The organism is Pseudidiomarina marina, assembly GCF_003987045.1.
GTDB lineage: Bacteria > Pseudomonadota > Gammaproteobacteria > Enterobacterales > Alteromonadaceae > Pseudidiomarina > Pseudidiomarina marina.
The window spans coordinates 612,013-633,260 of the sequence record NZ_PIPZ01000001.1 but is presented as its reverse complement, the minus strand read 5'-3'; the positions used below and the strand labels follow the sequence as shown (position 1 = coordinate 633,260).

Sequence of the window (21,248 nt, the reverse complement as noted above, 5' to 3'; positions counted from 1 at the left end):
ATGTGGCATAACGGCAAACCTATTTCCCAACCCGCACTTGATCGTGGCCTACAATTTGGCGACGGGCATTTCACTACACTCGTAATACGTCACGGTCAACCTGAATTTTGGCCCCGTCATTGGCAGCGTTTAACTGAAGCCAGTCAGCGCTTAGGAATGGCATTACCACCTCGTCACGAAATCGAACAGCTGTTTCAGCTCATTGTGCAACAACAACCTAATTGTGTAGTCAAAATAATTGTCACGCGCGGTTATAGTGAACGCGGCTATGCGCCGTCGGTCGATGGGTCAGTCAATTGGTATGTGACGACGGCTCCGTTACCGACATGGCAACAACGAGCCCTACACGTTGAACAAGCTGAATTTCAACTAGCAATTCAACCGCGGCTGGCCGGATTGAAAACACTAAATCGCCTCGAGCAGGTATTGCTGGCACAGGAGCGCACTGAACGCCAAGTTGATGACTTGATTGTGTGCGATAGTAGCCTTCACATTGTAGAGGCGATCAGTAGCAATTTATTCTGGTATGATGGCGTTAACTGGCGGATTCCGCAGTTAAAAAACGCCGGCATTGCCGGTATCATGCAAGCAGAAATTTGTGCTGCGGTGTTACCTAAAGCAATACCCACCAATGCGGTTTGGAACGATTTGATATCGGCTGACCAAGCCTTTGTGTGCAATACTGTGTTAGGGCCGCGTCCGATAGGCCAAATTGGCTCGCGTCAATTACCGCAGCAAGGATTACCAGAGGTTGTGAACACGTGGTATTTAAACGTTTTATCCAAATCTTCGTAGGCTTTACCGTTATCGCTGCTGCTGCAATTGTGGCCGGGCTAGGGTATAGCTATCAGCAACTACAGCAACCCCTTGATCTCGAGCAACCGATTTTGTTTGAAGTGAAGCGTGGTATGCATGCGCGAACTATTCTCGAGCAGCTCAATACGCAAGGTGCCGATATTCGTGTTACCCCTGTTTATGTAGCTAGTCGTTTGTTCGATATCCCACAACGTTTGCAAGCCGGTGTCTACGAAATTCATCCGAGCGATAACGTCGCGAATGTCTGGCGTAAACTACGTCAGGGTGAGCAATATTTATTTCAGGTAACCTTGGTTGAGGGAAGAACATTCGCTGAATGGTTATCGATTCTTGGTCAGGCGGATCGATTGATCATTAACGACCACGGTGCAGATCTCGCAACGGTTATCGAGCGTTTAAATGAGCGTTTAGGAACCACGCATACTTCATTTGAAGGGTTGTTATATCCCGATAGCTACAAGTATACGAGCGGAACCAAAGCTATCGATATATTGGTAAAAGCTTACCAAAGAATGCAATCCGAGCTGACAGAAATTTGGGCCCAACGAAGTGGCGATTTACCCTATGAAAAGCCGTACGAGTTGCTTATTATGGCCTCTATCATTGAAAAAGAGACGGGTATTGGTGGTGAGCGTGGCAAGGTTAGCTCAGTATTTATAAATCGACTGCGCAAAGGTATGCGTTTGCAGTCAGATCCGACAACTATTTATGGAATCGAAAATTTCGATGGCAATTTAACGCGCGTACATTTACGTGAGCTGACGCCATTTAATACATACCGCATTGATGGTTTGCCACCAACACCAATAGCGATGCCAAGTCGTGAAAGCTTAATTGCCGCGGCGCACCCTGAACAAACCGATTATTACTATTTTGTTGCTGATGGTTCTGGTGGACACGTGTTTTCAAAAACACTTGTTGAGCATAACCGTGCAGTGAATCGTTACCAAAGGAATCAAGGTTAATGCCACTGGGCAAATTTATTGTCATTGAAGGATTAGAAGGCGCCGGTAAAAGCTCAGCAATTGCCAGTGTGGTCGCCCATTTACACGCTAAAGGCATTGCAACGCAAACAGTGCGCGAACCCGGTGGTACGCCATTAGCTGAAGCAATTCGAGCGTTGGTAAAGCAAGACTGGGAAGAGCGCTTAACCGCTGAAACTGAATTGTTGCTCATGTACGCGAGCCGCGCCCAGTTAGTGGAAAACGTAATTAAACCAGCATTGCAAAAGGGCATGTGGGTCATAGCTGATCGTCATGACTTATCATCGCGTGCCTATCAAGGTGGTGGTCGGCAACTCGGTGATGAGAAACTAACAACACTTCGTCAGCTCGTACTTGGCGATTTCGTACCAGATTTAACGCTACTTTTAGATGTTGATCCGAAACAGGGATTGGAGCGCGCTCGTGAGCGCGGTGAACTTGACCGTATCGAACAAGAGGATCTTGCCTTCTTCGAGCGAACACGGGAACGATACTTACAAATTGCTCAAGATGAGCCAAATATTTGTGTCGTGAATAGCAACCAAGCGATGGCCGATGTTCATCGCGACTTATTGAATCAACTTGAGCAACATTTATTTCATGAGTATGGGTAAGAAATGAGTTTACCTTGGTTACGTGAACCCTGGCGGCAATTGGTTGCTGATTATCACAATCAGCGCTTTGGTCATGCCCATTGTATTCCTGATAGAAAAGGGGTAGGTGCCGAGGCCTATACACAGACTCTGGTGAAATTTTTGCTTTGCCTACAGCCACAGAAACAAGCTTGCGGTCAATGTAAAAGTTGTTTGTTAATGGAGGCAGGTACGCATCCAGATTATTACGAAGTAGCGAGTGAGGATAATCGAGCCATCGGGGTTGATAAAATTCGTGAGCTAACGCAGCAGCTACAACAAACAGCGAGTCAGCACGGAAGCAAAGTTGCGTGGATTAAGGATGCTCATCGTATGACGATTGAAGCGGCAAATGCGCTGTTAAAGACTCTCGAGGAGCCGAGTGGAAATACCTATTTGATACTCAGCCCTGAACGTACCAGTGACCTGTTACCAACGTTGCGTAGTCGTATGCGCCTACATACCTTTCACGAGCCAAATCAAACAGCCGTAGAAGATTGGTTAACACAGCAATTGGGGCGAACGTTATCGGAAGCTGAGCGGGTTCGTAGTCAGCAATTTCCGGGAGCTCCATTGACAGCCTTAGCGGCATTGAATGGCGAATTGGCAGATCCGGTCGACTTCGTTCAAGTTATCGCCAACGCCATGATATCCGAAACAGCGTGGCCCCAGCCCAAGAAAGATGATGTGCAACAATGGCTCGAAGCCTCATTGGCTTGGTTGCAAGAACTCATCCGTATCCGTCAGCGGGTTGCGCAACAACGATTACACTACCCGCAGCTTACTCTGGCCGCACAGGAATGGCTGCAACGAGAGCAGATATCTGTTACAACATTAAACGGTTGGCTCGCTTTATGTTATAATTTGCGCAAAATTACACGTGAACAGTCCGGCTTAAACCTACCATTATTATTACAACAACAGTGGTTACAATGGATACACAGACCGTAGCAGCTGACGCTGAAGCAGAGTTACCAAAGAAACGAATTGTGCTTGGCACTGAAGCGCAATTGCGACGTTATTACATGCCATTTATTAAAGGTGGCGGGTTGTTTCTGACAACCGATGAACCGCTGAAAATCGGGGATGCGTTTTTACTTGAAGTGCGTTTGTTTGGTGAACAAAACTCAGTATTGGTGAAATGCAAGGTTGTGTGGTTAGCGCCTTCTAAGCCTGGACGTCCGGAACAGCAGGGCGTTGGTGTGCAATTTATTGATGATAAAGCCATGTTAAAAAACATGATTGAATCAAAGTTAGCGGCTATTGGTAATACCGGCACACCGACCGCTACCATGTAATGCATCATTGAGTTTGGAGTTGTTGTGTTTGTCGATTCCCACTGTCATCTTGATAAAATTGATTTAGCAAATTTTAATGGCGATTTTGCAGCCATTGTTGAAGCTGCTCGTGCAGCTCAAGTTCAACACATGCTCTGTATTGGCGTGACGCTTGATGACTTTCCGGCAATGCGCGAGAAAGTAGCTGGTTTTTCTGACATCAGTATTACTTGTGGTGTTCATCCACTCTATGTCGCCAAGCATCCGCTAGATAAAGCGCAATTGCGAGAATGGGCCGCGTTGCCTGAGGTGGTTGCCATTGGTGAAACCGGCCTTGACTATTATTACGACCCAGAAAGTCGTCCCGTGCAGCAAGAAAGTTTTGCCTATCATATTGATCTTGCGAATGAATTAGACAAACCATTAATTATTCATACGCGCGATGCGCGCGACGACACCATCGCAATGCTGCGTGAAGGTAAAGCCGAGCGTTGTGGTGGTGTATTGCATTGTTTCACCGAATCACTAGAAATGGCGCAGCAAGCAATTGAACACCTTGATTTTTATATTTCCATTTCAGGAATCGCCTCGTTTCGCAACGCCACAGAATTGCGTGACGTCGTAAAAGCGTTACCACTTGAACGCCTGTTAATTGAAACTGATAGTCCTTGGTTGGCGCCGGTACCGCATCGAGGTAAAGAAAACCAGCCAGCTTTTGTTGCTGACGTTGCGAAATGTGTCGCGGATGTGAAAGGCGTGGCCTTATCTGAAGTGGCTGAAGTAACCACCCATAACTTCTATTCGTTGTTTAAACGAGTGCGAACATAAATTTGTACGTTTTTTACACAAAAAATTCGCATTTTAAAAATAACGATCTACACTAGATCTTACCCTCGACATTTATCGAGTTAGCGCACGGCTCAATCCCTTGAGCCATTCCCCTAAGCTCGGGACAACTTGGATTCGTCCCGAGCATTTTTTTGTCTAAAATTTATAATTATAAAACAAAAGGTTAACTCAAATGGGTAGATAAATTTTATCCACGCCATATGACTAATAAAATCAATATTGGACAGATGAATTTGACGTACCATGGCCAAACTTTCCAGAACCAAGTTTTATCAATTTCAGGCGCGCCTTCTTGAAGAGCTTTAAGCAAAAAATGCTGGCGAAGAATCCACGTTAGTAACAAACCAAATACAAGTGCTAGCAACGGTTGCATGTATACGGTTGTAAAGGTTACTACTGCGCCAAATAGGCTGGAAAAATTATAAATAATAATGGCTGAGATAAGACCAATTGTCGCGCCAACAACCCAAACCATTTGCGCACGTGATTGACCTGTTTCCTCAACGAGTGCATTGACCGGTGCTTCGAGCATGGAAATCGATGAGGTAATTGCAGCGATTACCATTAGTGCGAAGAAGGCGAGTCCTACCCATAATCCAGCTGATCCCATCGAATCAAACATCGCCGGCAACACGTTGAATACCAGTGTGTCGCTCGATAATAGTTGTCCAGCTTGGTCATAAATCACAACACCGAGTTCTTGCGCGGCAAACATCGCAGGCAGTATGAGTAGACCGGCTAAGAATGCGACAGATGTATCGAGTCCGGCAACCCAACCGGCGGTTTTCGGGAGGTGTTCATCTTTTGAGAGATAAGCACCATAGGTCATCATGCAGCAAACACCTAAAGAGAGCGAGAAAAACGCTTGCCCCATTGCTCGGATCACAAGGTTTGGATTCGTCACCTGCTCAAAATCAGGCGTGAGATACATTTTTAAGCCGTTAATAGCACCAGGCAGCGTTAGAATGTAAAGCGCCATGGCAATCAGTAGAACAAACAACAACGGCATAAGGCGACGCGACCAACGCTCAATGCCGTCAGTGACGCCAGAGCGCACGACATGAATGGTAAGCACAAGGAACAAGACCATCATGATTAAATTTCGTTCAACACCAAAACCGGTTAACCATGTGGCAGCAGTTTGAAACCCGAGCAACTCGGCCAAAGGTGCAAACATAAAGGCGAGCAGCCAACCTGAAACAATGGCGTAGAAGCTTAGAATTAGCGAGAGCACAGTTAACCCAACAATACCGGTAAATGCTCCAAAGCCACGCCAAAAAGGTTTCTCGCTAAGCGCTCGTAATGCCTCGACTGGATTACGTTGACGCATACGGCCAATAGTTAGCTCAGCGACCAGCATTGGATAGGCAAGTAGGGCAACCATCAAGAGATAGACCAATAAAAATGCACCACCGCCGTTTTGTGCAGCTTGGGTGGGGAATCCCCAAATGTTGCCAACACCAACAGCGGAGCCGGCTGCGGCAAGAATGAAACCGATACGAGATGAAAAAGCAGGAGATTTAAGAGCCATATTTTTTATTCTTGTTGTTCTGTTGTTATTCGGCTTAAGCGGTTAATTCACCACGTAAGTTAGTTTCAAGGAGATTATTTATTTCACGCTGAGTTAAATTCTGCGATAACAAATAATGTAGTTTTGTAAGCGCTGCTTCAATGGTCATATCGTGGCCGCTAACAACGCCGACTTGCGCTAGTGCGTTGCCGGTTGCGTAGCCGCCCATATTGACTTTGCCCTTGAAGCACTGTGTGCAATTAAGCACGACCGTACCTTGCTTGATCGCGCGCTGCAAGCTGGCGAGAAGCTTGGGATCTTGCGGGGCATTGCCAACGCCATAGCTTTGCATGATAAGGGCTTTTACTGGTTGCTGCAGCATGTTATCGAATATTGCTGCCGAAATACCTGGATATAACGTCACGACACCGATGGCTTGTGGCGTTACCGATGTTAAGCGTAGCGGTTCGTGCCCGATGTCTTTAATGGTTCCGGCATCAACAGTTATTTGTATGCCAGCTTTGAGGAGCGGCGCAAAATTTGGCGATGCAAATGCATTAAAGCCATTGGCATCGGCCTTCGTTGCACGGTTACCACGATACAGGGTGTTGTTGAAAAACAAACCCACTTCGTGAATTGGATAGTTTGCAGCAATGTATAGGGCATTCAAAAGGTTGGTTTGACCGTCTGAGCGTAATGCTGCTAGTGGAATTTGCGAACCTGTAATGATGACCGGCTTGGCTAAATTCTCAAACATGAATGATAACGCGGAAGCCGTGTAAGCCATGGTGTCGGTACCATGTAAAATCACGAAACCATCGTAGTCATTATAATTGTTTTGGATATCTTCGGCGATGTGTTGCCAATCCGCAGGGGACATATCCGATGAATCCATTAACGGGTCATATTCGTGAATGGTGAATTCAGGCATTTCATCCCGATAAAACTCGGGCATGCGTTTTACGCACTCGGTTAAAAAGCCAGACACAGGGATGTAACCCTGTGTCGACTTTTGCATACCAATTGTTCCGCCCGTGTAGGCGACATAAATACGTTTTTTAGTCATGAATCACTGCAGTGGACATAGTTCGCACAGTGCGTAAACACCGTTCGGGTCGTTAAATTTATCTAGTAATTTAACTTCCTGCCACACGCGTTGCAATTCCATTTCAATCGGTGAGTGATTTTTTTCGAATACCGACGCTGGTACCCAAGTGCTGGCTTGACCGAATAAATCACGCATGAATTTATCGCGCGCCGATAAGTCAGCTTCAATCACTTCAACATCGTATTCGACGACATCAGCTCGTTGCGCCGCGGCACGAATAGCATCATCTAGTTCACCGAGTTCATCAACGAGTCCAAATTGTTGAGCTTGATTACCTGTCCAAACGCGGCCTTGCGCAACGGCATGAACTTCGTCGTAGCTCATATCGCGGCTTTCAGCGACCATGTTGACAAAATCACGGTAGAACTTTTCAATGCTCATCTGCACAAGTTGCTTACCGCCATCATCAAGCCCGCGAGTCACGTCAAGCACCGGCAAATTGGTCGTGTGATAACCGTCGTTATGGACGCCAATTTCTGCCAGTGAGTTTTCGAAAGTAAAGAACATGCCGAATACGCCAATTGACCCAGTAATGGTTTCTGGTGCAGCCCATATCTCATCGGCACTTGCAGCAATCCAATAACCACCCGATGCAGCAACACTGCTCATTGAGGCGATAACTGGCTTGCCGGCTTTTTGTAATTCGAGCACTTCTTGACGAATAACCTCTGAAGCAAAACCACTGCCACCGGGACTATCAATACGCAGCACAACGGCTTTGACTTGATCGTCCAAACGCGCCTTGCGAAGCAATTCAGCCGTACTATCACCGCCAATCATGCCTGCTTTCTGATGGCCATCGACAATGACACCACGTGCGACCACGATCGCAATGTTATCGCGTTCTTTCGTTTCTTCTTGATACGCCTGACCATTCAACGATTCTAAATAGTTATCGTGGTTGATTTGGCGCCAGCTTTTTTCATCGTCATCAAGACCGGTTAGGCTGATCATTTCCTGACGGAATTGCTCACGAGAATATAAATCTGTTACCAAACCAGTACCGACAGCCATTTGTGCAAAATCGTTCTCATAGTCAGTCACAGCGGCCAAGAAATCGTCCATGTCGCCAGATAGTACGCGAGGGTCTAGTTCGCGCAGCGCTGCGATATCTGCTATGTAAGTTTGCCAAAGCTCATCGTACAAAATCTTGTTGGCCTCACGAGCTTCATCCGACATGTCGTTACGCGTATACGGTTCTACCGCTGACTTATAGGCACCCACTTTAAATACATGCGTGCTCACTTTTAATTTTTCGAGTAGCTCTTTGAAGTACAACCGGTATGAGCCATAACCTTCAAACATCATCATACCCAACGGGTTTAAATAAATTTTGTCGGCGTGGGCAGCAATGTAGTACTGGTCTTGACTATAAGCGTCGGCGTAAGTGATAACTGGCTTGCCACTTTCACGAAAGGCCATGAGTGCTTCGCCAAGAACATTCATTTTATTCAACCCACCACCGGCGAAGTTGCTGAGCTTTAATTGAATGCCACTGATGCGGTCATCGTTTGCCGCTTGCTCAATGGCAGTCACTGCGTCGCGCAGCAGAACTTCGGCTGGTTTCCCGCTACCGCCTAACATTTCGTCAAAGAATGCGTCGACCGGGTCAACCCACGTTTTTTCTTCAACTAAGCGACCGTTTAATTCGAGCACCAGTACACCGTTGTCAGGCACACGAATAGGTTCTTCATCGGCTGCGAAAAGACCAATAAAGACGAGCAAAACCAAGAAAAACACAATGTTTACAATGATTTTGCGAATAACGTTAATGAGACTAAAAAGTTTTTTGAAGACTGAAGCGATCCCGCTCATATAAAACAATCCCAAATTGAGTAGTAATGCTAGGAGATTACCGCAGAAATTACTCAGAAACTAGTAAGACAATGTAACAGAGCGTGATCATTTGCTAAGCTATCGAAAACTTGGTGAGGAAGCCAAATTCTACTTTTTTGAGGATGTTATGGACGCATTGGAACTTTTAACAACGCGCTCGTCAATGCCCCGTTTAATTGAACCGGGCCCGACGAACGAACAACTTGAATTGATGCTTAAAGCTGCGGCGCGAGCACCCGATCATATGGCGCTAATGCCGTATCATTTTATTATTTTTAGTGATGAAAAGCGTCAGCAGTTAGGCCAAATTTTCCAACGTGCAGCCGTCGCGCAAGGTCAGGCGGAAGCACAATGCGTGCAAGCAAGCCAACTACCATTGCGAGCGCCGATGGTGATTACGGTAGCGATGAAATACCAACAACACGATAAAGTACCACGTGATGAGCAGCTAGCGAGTGCGGCTTGTGCGACATTATTATTGCAGCAAGCGGCATTTTCGCAGGGGCTTGGCGCTATTTGGCGGACAGGTTGGTACGCTGAATCAGGGTTGGTGAAAACCGAACTTGGATTAAGCGAAGATGATGTTATTGTCGGCTTTTTGTATGTAGGCACACCGGCGGTACCAACACCGATCAAACCCAATAAGGAGTTGACCGGTAAAGTTCAGTTCTGGCAGTGAGTTCAATAAGATAAAAAAACCAGCCGAAGCTGGTTTTTTTATCGGCACGCTCGTTTCGTTAAAAATCGGCAGTTTTTGGTGCACGTGGGAATGGAATGACATCACGGATGTTTCCCATACCTGTTACATAAGTCACCAAACGCTCGAAGCCAAGCCCGAAGCCGGCGTGCGGCACGGTGCCGTAACGACGTAAATCGCGGTACCAGCCATAATCTTCGGTTGGTAGACCAAGTTCATGCATACGCGCGTCAAGGCGTTCTAGACGCTCTTCGCGCGCACTACCACCGATGATTTCACCGATACCTGGTGCTAACACATCCATTGCCGCAACCGTTTTACCGTCGTCGTTCTGGCGCATGTAGAAAGCTTTAATATCTTTCGGATAGTTTTTCAGAACGACCGGCGCACCGACATGCTCTTCAGCTAAGTAGCGTTCATGCTCAGATTGCAGGTCCATGCCCCATTCAACCGGGTATTCAAATTTCTTCCCACAGTTTTGCAGAATTTCAACCGCATCGGTGTAATCCATGTGCACGAACTTGTTGCTAACCACATGATTTAGGCGGTCAAGTACGCCTTTATCAACACGCTGTTGGAAAAATGCCATATCGTCAGCACGCTCTTGAAGAACTGCGTTGATACAGTATTTCAGCATATCTTCGGCTAAATAGGCGATGTCATTTAAATCAGCGAATGCGACTTCAGGTTCCACCATCCAAAATTCGGCCAAGTGACGACTTGTATTCGAATTCTCGGCACGGAAAGTAGGGCCAAAAGTATAGATTTTTGACAATGCGCAGGCGTAGGTTTCGCCATTAAGTTGACCGGAAACCGTCAAAAACGCTTCTTTTCCGAAAAAGTCTTTGCTGAAATCAATACCGCCATTATCGGTGTGCGGTAGGTTCATTAAATCCAGCGTAGAAACGCGGAACATTTCACCAGCACCTTCGGCATCGGAAGCGGTAATGATCGGTGTTGCTACCCATAAATAACCGCGTTCATGGAAAAAGCGATGCAATGCTTGTGCTAAGCAGTTACGTACGCGCATGACTGCACCAGTAATATTGGTGCGCGGGCGTAGATGTGCAAATTCACGCAGGTATTCCATTGAATGCGGTTTTGGCGACATCGGATAGGTATCCGGATCTTCCACAAAGCCATACACATGAACGGCTGTGGCTTGAATCTCGTAGCTTTGACCTTTACCAGCGTTTTCAGCCACTATACCGGTGATGGCAACGCTGCATCCGGTGGTCAGTTTGAGAACCTCATTGTCATAATTATCGAGATTATTCGGTACGACCGCCTGAATAGCGTCAAAACACGAACCATCATGCACGTTGATAAATGAAATGCCTGCTTTTGAATCACGGCGGGTACGAACCCAACCGCGTACAGTTACTTCATCACCAACGGCAACTTTTCCCGATAAAACATCGACAATTGTAGCGAAGGACATGGGCCTACAGACTCCGTTAGTTAAGGTATAAGAATAAAATAGGCTGATATGTTACCTTGCTTTGCGCCAGACTCAAGCGAAAATCACACCGACGCCGCGAGTAAGCACATGGTTTGGGTGATTTTGCTGAGTTGTTCGGGACGAATGACAAACGGTGGCATCACGTAAATCAGTTTCCCAAATGGTCGAATCCATACGCCGTGCTGCACACATAAGCGTTGTGCAGCGGCGACATCCACTGCGTGATTCATCTCGATGACGCCAATGGCACCAAAGCAGCGCACGTCGGCTACGTTCGGCAGGTGTCGTGCAGGTTCAAGTTCCGCTTGAAGCTGCGCGTTAATGTTATGAATTCGCTGCTGCCATGGGCTATCAAGCAGAACGTCAATGCTGGCACAGGCAATGGCACAGGCGAGCGGATTGCCCATAAAGGTAGGGCCATGCATAAATGCGCCCCCTGCAGGACCTCGACTGATAGTCTCGGCGATATCATCGCTACATAACACGGCTGCTTGCGTTAGATAGCCGCCGGTTAATGCTTTACCGAGGCACATAATATCTGGCGTGATGTTGGCGTACTCACAGGCAAATAACTTGCCGGTTCGACCGAACCCGGTTGCAATCTCATCCGCAATCAGTAACACATTATATTGGTCGCAGAGTTTGCGCGCGCCGCGCAGGTATTCAGGGTGATAAAAACGCATCCCCCCAGCACCTTGCACGATTGGCTCCAAAATCAAAGCGGCTAACTCGTGTTGATGCTGCTCAAGAAGTTTTTCCAGTGGGACTAAATAATCAGCGTGCCACGGTTGTTCGGGCGCGATATTCGGAATAGGGGCGAATAGCTGCTCTCTGAGGCTACCTTTAAATAAGCTATGCATGCCATTGACGGGATCACACACCGACATCGCGGCAAAGGTATCACCGTGATACCCGCCGCGAATGGTCGCCATTCTGTTCTTTTGCGGAAGATCGCGACTAAACCAGTATTGCACCGACATTTTAATCGCGACTTCAATGGAAACTGAGCCGGAGTCGGCAAGAAACACACGATTTAACCCGGCTGGTGTTAACTCTACGAGCTTTTGCGATAACCGAATTGCTGGTTCATGGGTGATACCACCAAACATCACGTGACTCATCTTTGTCATTTGTTCAGTCGCGGCTTGGTTTAGTTGCGGGTGGTTGTAACCGTGAATAGCCGCCCACCACGACGACATTCCATCAATCAATCGTGTACCGTCGCTAAGAATTAATTCGCAGCCTTCAGCCGCTTCAACCGGATACACCGGAAGTGGCTCGCTAAAGGAGGTGTAAGGGTGCCAGATGTGTTGGCGATCAAACTGCAAGTCGCTATTTGTGATCATTGATTAAATAATAGCCGATTGTAATTTAAATGAGTTAAATAAAGTTGACAGTCTAGGTAAACTCCGTACCCTGTGCAATATCAAATCACTATTTTTAAACGTTGTATCCAAGGATCTAACTATGTCGGCTGTCATTCGCCATGACTGGCAACTCAATGAAATTGAGGCTCTTTTTGCGCTACCTTTTAACGATCTATTGTTTCAAGCGCAGCAAGTTCATCGCGCCAACTTCGACGCCAATGCGGTACAGGTGAGTACCTTATTGTCGATTAAAACAGGTGCATGCCCTGAAGATTGTAAATATTGCCCACAGAGTGCGCATTATCGTACCGATGTGGACAAAGAACGGTTAATGGCAGTTGAGAAAGTTCTTGAAGAAGCTCGAGCGGCAAAAGCACAAGGTGCAAGTCGGTTTTGTATGGGCGCCGCTTGGCGTAACCCCAAAGACCGTGACATGCCGTATGTAATTGAAATGGTAAAAGGCGTGAAAGAGCTTGGCTTAGAAACCTGTATGACGTTAGGTATGTTAAGCCCACAACAAGCGCAAGCTCTGAAACAAGCTGGTCTTGATTACTACAATCATAACCTAGATACCTCCCCGGAATTTTATGGCGAGATTATTTCTACTCGTACGTACGCCGATAGATTGTCGACGTTACAAAATGTGCGAGATGCGGGTATGAAAGTATGTGCTGGTGGCATTGTTGGCATGGGAGAAAGTCGTCGTGATCGCGCCGGCTTATTGGCGCAATTGGCTAATTTACCGCAGCACCCAGAGAGTGTGCCGGTAAATATGTTGGTTAAAGTGCAAGGAACACCATTTGCCGAACTGGATGATCTCGATCCGTTTGAATTTGTGCGAACTATCGCGGTAGCTCGAATTTTGATGCCGCAAAGCTTTGTGCGTTTGTCGGCCGGGCGTGAAAGCATGAATGACCAATTGCAGGCATTATGTTTTATGGCGGGCGCAAACTCGATATTTTATGGCGAACGGCTGCTGACCACTGCCAACCCTGAAACCAATCGTGATTTGGCGCTGTTTGAGCGGCTTGGATTAAAGCCATTGGCGCACGAAGACTACAGCGATGATGTTCATGAAGCGGTTATTTCTGATGCTGTCGCTGAACAGCAGCAACCTGTGCGTTATTACGAAGTCAGTTGAGTAGGCCTGTTGGGTTTATGCATATTGCAAATCAGCTTTCATCTCAACTGAATCAATTGCGTCAGCAGCATCGATATCGAACGTTGACACAACGTCAATCGAGCGAAGTGCAATTCGGAAGCAATGATTATCTCGGGCTATCCTCGCACCCGAGGGTTAAAGCCGCGTATGCCGAAGGTATTCATCAATATGGCACTAGCAGTGGGGCTTCGCCGCTGGTTAGTGGCTATCAAGCGCCGCATGCGTATTTGCGTGAACAGCTGGCGCAATGGTTGGAACGCGAAGATGCGTTGTTGTTTAGTAGTGGGTTTGCCGCAAATCAATGCGCGATGCACGTGTTGGCACCAATGTATCAACGCGTCGTGCTGGACAAACTAAGTCATGCCTCATTGATTGATGGGGTGCGACATTTCGATCATTGGAAGCGATTTCATCATAATGATGTAGCTCACGCGAAGCAGTTATTGTTGTCAAAGGAAGCGAATTTATTAGTAACCGAGAGCGTTTTCAGTATGGATGGTGATAGGGCGCCATTAACCGAACTCGCGCAGTTGCAGGCTGACTTGTGGATTGATGATGCACACGGTATTGGTGTTTGTGGTGATGACGGTCGCAGCGTGGCAGGACAGCTTAGTGCGGCCCAAGTACCATTACTAACGATTACGTTTGGCAAGGGGTTAGGCGTTATGGGTGCCGCAATTGTGGGCTCATCGCTGATTATTGATTATTTAACGAATCATGCGCGAGAATTTATTTATTCAACGGCGATGCCGGCTGCGCAAGCACTTGCCGTAAGCACTGCGATTGATGTTGTGGCAAATACGGAAGGCACAACGCTTCGCCAGCGCTTAAACGATAATATTGGTTATTTTCGTGAGTGCTGTCGACTGCATGGCTTGCCGATTGGCGATAGCCATCACGCCATTCAAACACTGATTGTTGGTGAGGATGCTAAAGCGATGGCTTGGGGGCAAGCGCTAAAGACCCATGGTATTCAGTGTGGCGTGATTCGTCCGCCAACCGTGCCGCGAGGAAGCTCACGACTGCGCATGACCATTGCTGCAACGCACTCGAGAGCTCAAATTGATCATCTCGTAGCAGCTTTAGTTGCAAGTCGAGATTCACTGGATAGAGCAGAGATAACCTCGTGATTTCTGTTCTCTCGCTTCAAGAGCCGTCGCATAAACAAAAGATAGCAGCGTATTTTAGTCGCGCCGCACAATCCTATCAGCATCATAATGGCTTACAACGTTGGTGTGCGGCCAAGTTACTCGATTGGTTACCTGTAACGACCGGTGTGACAGCGGACATCGGCTGTGGCCCTGCGGTAAATACAGATGCGCTGCTGGCGCGTACAAATGACTACATTGGTCTTGATATCGCTGCAGGTATGCTGAGTGAGGCGCAACGCAATTATCCTAGTAACCTATGGCTGCGAGCCGATCTTGAGCAATTACCGTTTGGCGCCGCATCTATTGATACAATTTACGCAAACCTTGCGGTGCAATGGGCTGATGATTTGGCTGCGACATTAAATCATTGGCTTCAGGCAGTACGTCCTTCGGGGTGTATCGTTGCCAGTACGGTGTTAGCGGGATCATTATTACCGCTCGCCGATTACTTTAAGCAATATACTGGCGCCGCACGGCACAACCGATTCTACACAGCCGCAACCTTACAACATATTCTCAGTTCGCTTGATGGGGTAACTGTGCAATTTGAGGTTGAGCAAGTAACGGTGCCATATCAAAGTGTGCGTGGCATGTTGTATGACCTCAAAGGCATAGGTGCCAACTACCAACCACAGCCTCAACAAGCGCTGACCAAAAAGAGCCTTAGCCAGGTTGAAACCGCTATGGAGACTCATCGCACTAGTGACGGCGCGCTGCCATTAATGTGGACAATAGGCTTTATTAAATTAACTAAAGGTTAATCATGATTGTTAATAATGGAATTAAAAGGCCGGCATATTTGTTTGTGACGGGCACCGATACTGATGCAGGGAAAACTACCTGTGCAAGTGCGTTGCTACATGCACTGCGTGGTCAAGGGTATCGAGTTTGGCCGTTTAAACCTGTTGCAGCTGGCGCCGAGTTGGTTGATGGACAATTGCGCAATAGTGATGCGTTAAACCTGATGAACGCATGCGCTATTGAGTTAAACCATGAAAATTATTCCAAGGTGAACCCATATTGTTATGCGCCGCCAATTGCACCCCACATTGCCGCCTCGCAAGTAAAAAGCGAGCCAACCGTAAGCAGCATTATCGCCAAACTTGAATCTGCAATGATTGCCGAACATGAGTCCAAGCAACATGAGTTAGTGCTGATAGAAGGCGCGGGTGGTTGGCTTGTACCGCTGAACGAAAAAGAATCTCTGGCTGACGTTGCTAAACATTTACAAGCTCAGGTGTTGTTGGTTATCGGTATGAAACTTGGCTGTTTGAATCATGCTTTATTGACGGTAGAAGCGATACAACGAAGCGGTCTAAAACTAGCAGGATGGATTGCGAATCAGCCACAGAAAGTTCAAATGGCACATTACCAAGAAAGTTTAGAGACTCTGAAGCGGATGATCGATGCGCCTTGTATAGGCGAAGTGCCGTTTCACTCAAACCTGGATGAAACGACACTTGCGGAACACCTTAACCTGGCAATGCTACATTTATAACCATTGAGAACAGGCTTGCTCTGGCATTATTGGTTGTTTAATACCGCCCTTAAAAACATAACCTGGTGCATCGCCAAAGTAGTGCATTTGAGCACCGTTGATGCGCAGATAAGCACCCTCAGGAATTGCAATAATCGGCGTATTCGGCTCGATTGCCATGAACTCGCCGAGACGTTGATCGCGGGTTTCGCCATGAAAGCCTGGTGGTTGATAATCGGTATAATGAGGATTTAACTGCACAGGAACAAGATTTAATGCTTGAAACGAGGGTGGTTCAATAATCGGCATATCGTTCGTGGTACGAATACTTAAACCGGCGATGTTTGAGCCAGCACTCCAACCAATATAGGGGATGCCTGATTTTACTGCTGCTCTAATAGGTGCAATCAGCTTATTTTCATACAGTTTGGCAAGTAACTGAAAAGTGTTTCCACCACCAACCATAATAGCTTCAGCATGTTTGATAGCAGTAACGGGATCTGTTTCCGACTCAATTCCGTATATCTCAATGCCAGCTGGAGCGAGTGCTGCGCGCACTTTCTCGGTGTAAGCGGCATGAGAGAAGCCGACGCCAGCATAGGGAATAAATAAGATGCGACGTTGGCCGCAGTGCTCAGTAATAGGTTTGATGCATGGAGCAAGGTAGTCGCTGTCGCCAGCTCTTGAACTGCTTAGTAATAGAATTTGAGCGTCAGCCATTGATTTTTCTCCTTCGTTCGGCTCGCAAAAGGTTTGGTTGTGAAAGGGTATCAAAATAGTTATCAAAAAACATTCTAAAAGCCTTGTATTTCAAGGCTAACGCCCTTATAAATCGTGGTATCCGTTGAGGTCATTGTGAGGTTTTGAGAAATGTTTCGGATTGCTCTGTTTTTAGCAACAAACTTGGCGATTTTACTCGTTTTGGGTGTGGTGATGAATCTCGTGCTCCCTGCGCTGGGAGTCGAACCGACCCAATACCAAGGATTATTTATATTTGCTGCGCTGTTTGGCTTTGGTGGCGCTTTTATTTCGTTGGCGATGTCGAAGTGGCTCGCTAAACGCTCGGTAGGTGCCCAAGTGATTAATCAACCGCGCAATGGCACTGAACAATGGCTTGTAAATACGATCGCGACGCAAGCGCAAAAAGCCGGCATTCCAATGCCCGAGGTAGCTATCTATGATTCGCCAGAACCCAATGCATTCGCAACCGGCGCGAGTAAGAATAGCTCGTTAGTTGCGGTGAGCACTGGGTTACTACGCTCAATGAACCAAGATGAGGTTGAGGCGGTACTGGCACATGAAGTGAGTCATATTGCTAATGGTGATATGGTGACGCTGACCTTAATTCAGGGTGTTGTGAACACGTTTGTTATCTTTTTCGCTCGGGTAATTGCAGGCGTCATCGATAACGCAACGCGCAGTAACTCGCAAAATGGCCAAGGCCTCGGTGGTTTAGCGTATTTTGGTATCGTTATGGTGCTTGAATTAGTATTCGGCATTTTGGCAAGTGTTATTGTGATGTGGTTCTCACGTCAACGCGAGTTTCGAGCTGATGCTGGTTCAGCAAGTTTGGTTGGTAAGCAAAAAATGATTGCTGCGTTACGTCGTTTGCAAGGTGCACAAGAATCGACCCTCGATGGCTCGATGATGGCGTTTGGAATTCAAAGTAAGCGCAGTTTTAGTGAATTGTTTATGAGTCATCCACCACTTGCCAAACGTATTCGTGCATTAGAAAATTTATAATTATTTAAGGAATGTCATGACTAATTGGAGTGCCCGTAGCTGGCGGGATAAAGCTATTCAGCAACAACCGAATTATGCGTCGAAGACCGCGTTGCAGCAGGTTGAGCAGCAGTTGAAAACCTTCCCGCCGTTGGTATTTGCGGAAGAGATTCGTGCATTGCGGAGTCAGTTGGGGCGGGTCAGTCAAGGTCATGGCTTTTTATTGCAAGGCGGCGATTGTGCCGAAACGTTTAGCGATTTCACTGCACCGAAAATTCGCGACACGTTCAAGGTAATTCTGCAAATGGCGGTAGTACTGACCTTTGCCGGTTCGTGTCCGGTCACCAAGGTTGCGCGCATGGCAGGTCAGTACGCTAAACCGCGTTCGAGTGATTTCGAGACGGTGGATGGCGTGGCTCTACCGAGCTACCGTGGCGATATTATCAATGGTGCCGATTTCACTGCAGAAGCGCGTGAACCCGACCCGCAGCGGATGATCAATGCTTACCATCATTCTGCGGCTACGCTAAACCTGCTGCGCGCGTTTGCGCAGGGTGGTTTAGCTGATCTGCACAAGGTGCACAAATGGAACATGAGTTTCGTTGAAGCGAATCCGCTTAAAGAACAGTATCTGAGAGTTGCAGAGCAGATTCAGTCGGCATTGAAGTTCATGGAAGTTCTCGGCATTAACGCCCAGAGCAACGCCACCATCCACGAGACCCAGCTATTTACTTCGCACGAAGCACTGTTACTGCCGTACGAAGAAGCATTAACTCGCACTGATACGTTAACGGGCCTGCCTTACGATTGTTCGGCACATATGGTTTGGATTGGCGAGCGCACGCGGCAGCTCGATCATGCGCATGTGGAATTCATGCGCGGCATTCATAACCCACTAGGTGTGAAAATCGGGCCAACAACACATCCTGACGATGTGATTCGATTGTTAGATGTACTGAACCCAGGTAATGAACCTGGGCGTATGACCCTGATTACCCGTATGGGTGCAAATACACTGGCGGAGGCGTTGCCTGCTATTGTGCGTCGCGTCAAAGCTGAAGGTCGCCATGTGGTTTGGTCGAGTGACCCAATGCATGGCAACACGGTAAAAGCTGAAAATGGTCTTAAAACACGCAACTTTGATGCAATTCACCAAGAATTACGCCAGTTTTTCGCGGTACATCAGGCAGAGGGAACATATCCGGGCGGCGTTCATTTAGAAATGACCGGTGAGGATGTGACCGAATGTACTGGGGGCGCCTACCAAATTAGCGAAAGAGATTTAACGCAGCGCTATCGCACACAATGTGATCCTCGCTTGAATGCTGATCAAGTGTTAGAATTGGCGTTTCTGGTTGCCGAATCGCTAAAAGATGCGCGGCAAGGTCGCGGTTAACTCTGACATTTTCGAGGTTTAGTTGTATATGTCACACTCTGTTGAACAGTTTTTTGACAATTTATGGAATGACTACATTAAGTTGACGCCTTCGGCAGCAAAGGTACATCAAGTGCTTGGTCAAGGTCGTTCAATCATTAATGATCACGTTGCGTTTCGTACTTTTAACTTGGCTCCAGTGCGGTTAGAAACGCTGGCAAAGCATTTTGAAGCCATGGGTTACAAAGCTTGTGGCGATTATGCTTTTGAAGCGAAAAAGCTCGTCGCGAAACACTTTGAGCATAGCGATCCAACATTACCGAAGATTTTTATATCTGAGTTGCTGGTTGAGGAATTCTCGCCTGAGCTGCAACGTATTGTAAAATCATTGGTTGCTCAAATTGATGCTGCAGATGTTGCCAAACCAGAGTTTTTGTATTCAGGTGCGCATTGGCAAATTAGTAGCACCGACTATGAACAGTTGCTAGAAGAGAGCGAATACGCAGCTTGGATGGCGGCGTTTGGTTTCCGTGCAAACCACTTCACAGTCAATGTAAATGAGCTACCAGATTACGAATCACTTGAGCAAGTAAATGAAACGCTGAAACAAGCTGGTTTCCGTTTGAATACCTCTGGTGGTGAAATTAAAGGTTCGCGTGAGGTTTTTCTCGAGCAATCATCGACGATGGCCGACCACACAGCAGTGCGTTTTAGCGATATGGAAAAGGTTGTTCCAAGCTGTTTCTATGAGTTCGCTAAACGTTACGAAGTTGCTCCAAACCAATTGTATACTGGGTTTGTCGCAGCGTCGGCGGATAAAATCTTTGAAAGCACCAATGCTCGCGCTGATGCCAGCGCGGAGCAAGACGGCAGCGCTTAAAAACGGTGCCGTTCGAGATTGGTTTCTGCAAGAATTTTCGCAGCAATCTCTTCCACAGAAAAACGGGTTGAGTCGAGAAATGGAATGGCCTCGCGGCGGTACATCTTCTCGACCTCCTGCAACTCATAACGGCATTGCTGCATGGATGCATAACGGCTACCTTCTCTTCGCTTACTGCGAATTTCATGCAAGCGTTGCGGATCTAACGTCAACCCGTAAATTTTATGCCGGTAGGGTTTCAGCACTTTAGGCAACTGTAAATTCTCCATGTTATCGTCTTCAGTCAATGGATAATTTGCTGCTTTAATTCCGTAATGTAGCGCTAAGTAAAGACTAGTAGGGGTTTTCCCCGTACGCGAAACACCAAGCAAAATAATATCCGCTTCGTCATAGTCAGAAATATTGCTGCCATCATCATTCGCTAACGTATAGTTCACCGCATCAATGCGAAAATCATAGTTTTCCCGGACATCGTTATTTTCTTGAATGCCGTGAGTACGGTGGGTTTTGGGCTGAGCAGCCATGTTGAGTTCTTTACTTAGTGGCGCGACAAAGTAATCAAGAAAATCATAGCAACTGCCTTTTGACGAGGTAATTACGCGTTTAATATCAATACTCACAAAGGTGTGAAAGATAATTGGGCGCTCGCCAGACTCTTGATACGCTTGATTTATCTTATTGACCGCCAGCTCTGCTTTTTCAATGGTATCGACAAACGCCAGGGTTTTATGGATGACTTTTAATGGGAACATCGACAGCATGGCTTTGCCAAATGCTTCAGCAGTTAGGGCTGTGCCATCGGAAATGTAAAAAATTGTGCGCATTTTGGCAGTAATCCTTGCAGATAAAAGTGGATAAGATGTTAACTTGTGACGCCCCAGTGTGTAAAATACATTGCCATCCGGGCAGTCAATTAAGTGACTGTGTCACGCTAAAACTCCACG

Annotated in this window: 21 protein-coding genes; 14 read left to right on the top strand and 7 right to left on the bottom strand. The window is 47.0% G+C overall.

Annotated elements, in window-relative coordinates; genetic code table 11:
* From pabC to CWI76_RS02960, 6 genes are read left to right on the top strand one after another with little or no spacing between them, the layout of a single operon-like run.
* Window positions 1–795, top strand: a complete 795-nt coding sequence (pabC, locus tag CWI76_RS02985; protein ID WP_126758874.1) for an aminodeoxychorismate lyase — start codon at window positions 1–3, stop codon at window positions 793–795.
* Window positions 762–1,781, top strand: a complete 1,020-nt coding sequence (gene mltG, locus CWI76_RS02980; protein ID WP_157980797.1) for an endolytic transglycosylase MltG — start codon at window positions 762–764, stop codon at window positions 1,779–1,781. The genes pabC and mltG overlap by 34 nt, the downstream gene beginning before the upstream one ends.
* Window positions 1,781–2,413: a dTMP kinase gene (gene tmk, locus CWI76_RS02975; protein WP_126758872.1), complete on the top strand. Its 633-nt coding sequence runs from the start codon at window positions 1,781–1,783 to the stop codon at window positions 2,411–2,413. Before mltG ends, tmk begins: the two co-directional genes overlap by 1 nt.
* 3 nt (window positions 2,414–2,416) lie before the next feature.
* Complete coding sequence (locus CWI76_RS02970) at window positions 2,417–3,382, top strand: hypothetical protein (RefSeq protein ID WP_126758871.1); 966 nt, start codon at window positions 2,417–2,419, stop codon at window positions 3,380–3,382.
* Entirely contained in the window at window positions 3,364–3,729 is a 366-nt protein-coding gene (locus CWI76_RS02965) for a PilZ domain-containing protein (RefSeq protein WP_126758870.1), read from the top strand. The genes CWI76_RS02970 and CWI76_RS02965 overlap by 19 nt, the downstream gene beginning before the upstream one ends.
* A gap of 24 nt (window positions 3,730–3,753) precedes the next feature.
* Window positions 3,754–4,536 carry a TatD family hydrolase gene (locus CWI76_RS02960; protein ID WP_126758869.1) on the top strand — a complete coding sequence of 261 codons (783 nt, stop codon included), beginning with the start codon at window positions 3,754–3,756 and terminating at the stop codon, window positions 4,534–4,536.
* 208 nt (window positions 4,537–4,744) lie between these two features.
* Here the strand turns inward: CWI76_RS02960 and CWI76_RS02955 are convergent, their stop codons facing one another.
* From CWI76_RS02955 to sppA, 3 genes are read right to left on the bottom strand one after another with little or no spacing between them, the layout of a single operon-like run.
* A complete protein-coding gene (locus tag CWI76_RS02955) occupies window positions 4,745–6,088 on the bottom strand; it encodes a sodium-dependent transporter (protein WP_126758868.1) in 1,344 nt (447 codons plus the stop codon).
* A 34-nt stretch (window positions 6,089–6,122) separates the two neighbouring features.
* The gene (ansA, locus tag CWI76_RS02950) at window positions 6,123–7,133 is read right to left on the bottom strand and encodes an asparaginase (RefSeq protein WP_126758867.1); all 1,011 of its coding nucleotides are present in this window, start codon (window positions 7,131–7,133) and stop codon (window positions 6,123–6,125) included.
* 3 nt (window positions 7,134–7,136) lie between these two features.
* Window positions 7,137–8,990: a signal peptide peptidase SppA gene (sppA, locus tag CWI76_RS02945; RefSeq protein WP_126758866.1), complete on the bottom strand. Its 1,854-nt coding sequence runs from the start codon at window positions 8,988–8,990 to the stop codon at window positions 7,137–7,139.
* Window positions 8,991–9,138: 148 nt separating this feature from the next.
* Between sppA and CWI76_RS02940 the strand changes: the two genes are divergently transcribed.
* The gene (locus tag CWI76_RS02940; RefSeq protein ID WP_126758865.1) at window positions 9,139–9,690 is read left to right on the top strand and encodes a nitroreductase family protein; all 552 of its coding nucleotides are present in this window, start codon (window positions 9,139–9,141) and stop codon (window positions 9,688–9,690) included.
* Window positions 9,691–9,748: 58 nt separating this feature from the next.
* Here the strand turns inward: CWI76_RS02940 and asnS are convergent, their stop codons facing one another.
* Both asnS and bioA read right to left on the bottom strand, forming a co-directional pair.
* On the bottom strand, window positions 9,749–11,149 hold the full coding sequence (asnS, locus tag CWI76_RS02935) for an asparagine--tRNA ligase (protein WP_126758864.1): 1,401 nt from the start codon (window positions 11,147–11,149) through the stop codon (window positions 9,749–9,751).
* 83 nt (window positions 11,150–11,232) lie between these two features.
* Entirely contained in the window at window positions 11,233–12,516 is a 1,284-nt protein-coding gene (gene bioA / locus CWI76_RS02930) for an adenosylmethionine--8-amino-7-oxononanoate transaminase (RefSeq protein WP_126758863.1), read from the bottom strand.
* A 121-nt stretch (window positions 12,517–12,637) separates the two neighbouring features.
* Here bioA and bioB point away from each other — a divergent pair, with 121 nt between their 5' ends.
* The 4 genes from bioB to bioD are packed head-to-tail and all read left to right on the top strand — an operon-like array spanning window position 12,638 to window position 16,348.
* Window positions 12,638–13,678, top strand: coding sequence for a biotin synthase BioB (gene bioB / locus CWI76_RS02925; RefSeq protein ID WP_126758862.1), 1,041 nt, complete (start codon window positions 12,638–12,640; stop codon window positions 13,676–13,678).
* A gap of 17 nt (window positions 13,679–13,695) precedes the next feature.
* Complete coding sequence (locus tag CWI76_RS02920) at window positions 13,696–14,829, top strand: aminotransferase class I/II-fold pyridoxal phosphate-dependent enzyme (protein ID WP_126758861.1); 1,134 nt, start codon at window positions 13,696–13,698, stop codon at window positions 14,827–14,829.
* The gene (locus tag CWI76_RS02915; protein WP_126758860.1) at window positions 14,826–15,611 is read left to right on the top strand and encodes a methyltransferase domain-containing protein; all 786 of its coding nucleotides are present in this window, start codon (window positions 14,826–14,828) and stop codon (window positions 15,609–15,611) included. Before CWI76_RS02920 ends, CWI76_RS02915 begins: the two co-directional genes overlap by 4 nt.
* Before the next feature lie 2 nt (window positions 15,612–15,613).
* Window positions 15,614–16,348 carry a dethiobiotin synthase gene (bioD, locus tag CWI76_RS02910; protein WP_126758859.1) on the top strand — a complete coding sequence of 245 codons (735 nt, stop codon included), beginning with the start codon at window positions 15,614–15,616 and terminating at the stop codon, window positions 16,346–16,348.
* On the opposite strand, the gene pepE is transcribed toward bioD, so the two are convergent.
* The gene (pepE, locus tag CWI76_RS02905) at window positions 16,343–17,047 is read right to left on the bottom strand and encodes a dipeptidase PepE (protein WP_126758858.1); all 705 of its coding nucleotides are present in this window, start codon (window positions 17,045–17,047) and stop codon (window positions 16,343–16,345) included. The genes bioD and pepE overlap by 6 nt on opposite strands.
* 150 nt (window positions 17,048–17,197) lie before the next feature.
* Between pepE and htpX the strand changes: the two genes are divergently transcribed.
* From htpX to CWI76_RS02890, 3 genes are read left to right on the top strand one after another with little or no spacing between them, the layout of a single operon-like run.
* On the top strand, window positions 17,198–18,070 hold the full coding sequence (gene htpX, locus CWI76_RS02900; RefSeq protein ID WP_126758857.1) for a protease HtpX: 873 nt from the start codon (window positions 17,198–17,200) through the stop codon (window positions 18,068–18,070).
* A gap of 16 nt (window positions 18,071–18,086) precedes the next feature.
* Window positions 18,087–19,445 carry a class II 3-deoxy-7-phosphoheptulonate synthase gene (locus CWI76_RS02895; RefSeq protein ID WP_126758856.1) on the top strand — a complete coding sequence of 453 codons (1,359 nt, stop codon included), beginning with the start codon at window positions 18,087–18,089 and terminating at the stop codon, window positions 19,443–19,445.
* Between the two features lie 28 nt (window positions 19,446–19,473).
* Window positions 19,474–20,304 carry a DUF1338 domain-containing protein gene (locus tag CWI76_RS02890; RefSeq protein WP_126758855.1) on the top strand — a complete coding sequence of 277 codons (831 nt, stop codon included), beginning with the start codon at window positions 19,474–19,476 and terminating at the stop codon, window positions 20,302–20,304.
* Here the strand turns inward: CWI76_RS02890 and ppsR are convergent.
* On the bottom strand, window positions 20,301–21,128 hold the full coding sequence (ppsR, locus tag CWI76_RS02885) for a posphoenolpyruvate synthetase regulatory kinase/phosphorylase PpsR (protein WP_126758854.1): 828 nt from the start codon (window positions 21,126–21,128) through the stop codon (window positions 20,301–20,303). The two genes, CWI76_RS02890 and ppsR, sit on opposite strands and share 4 nt — an antisense overlap.
* Window positions 21,129–21,248: the final 120 nt, after the last annotated feature.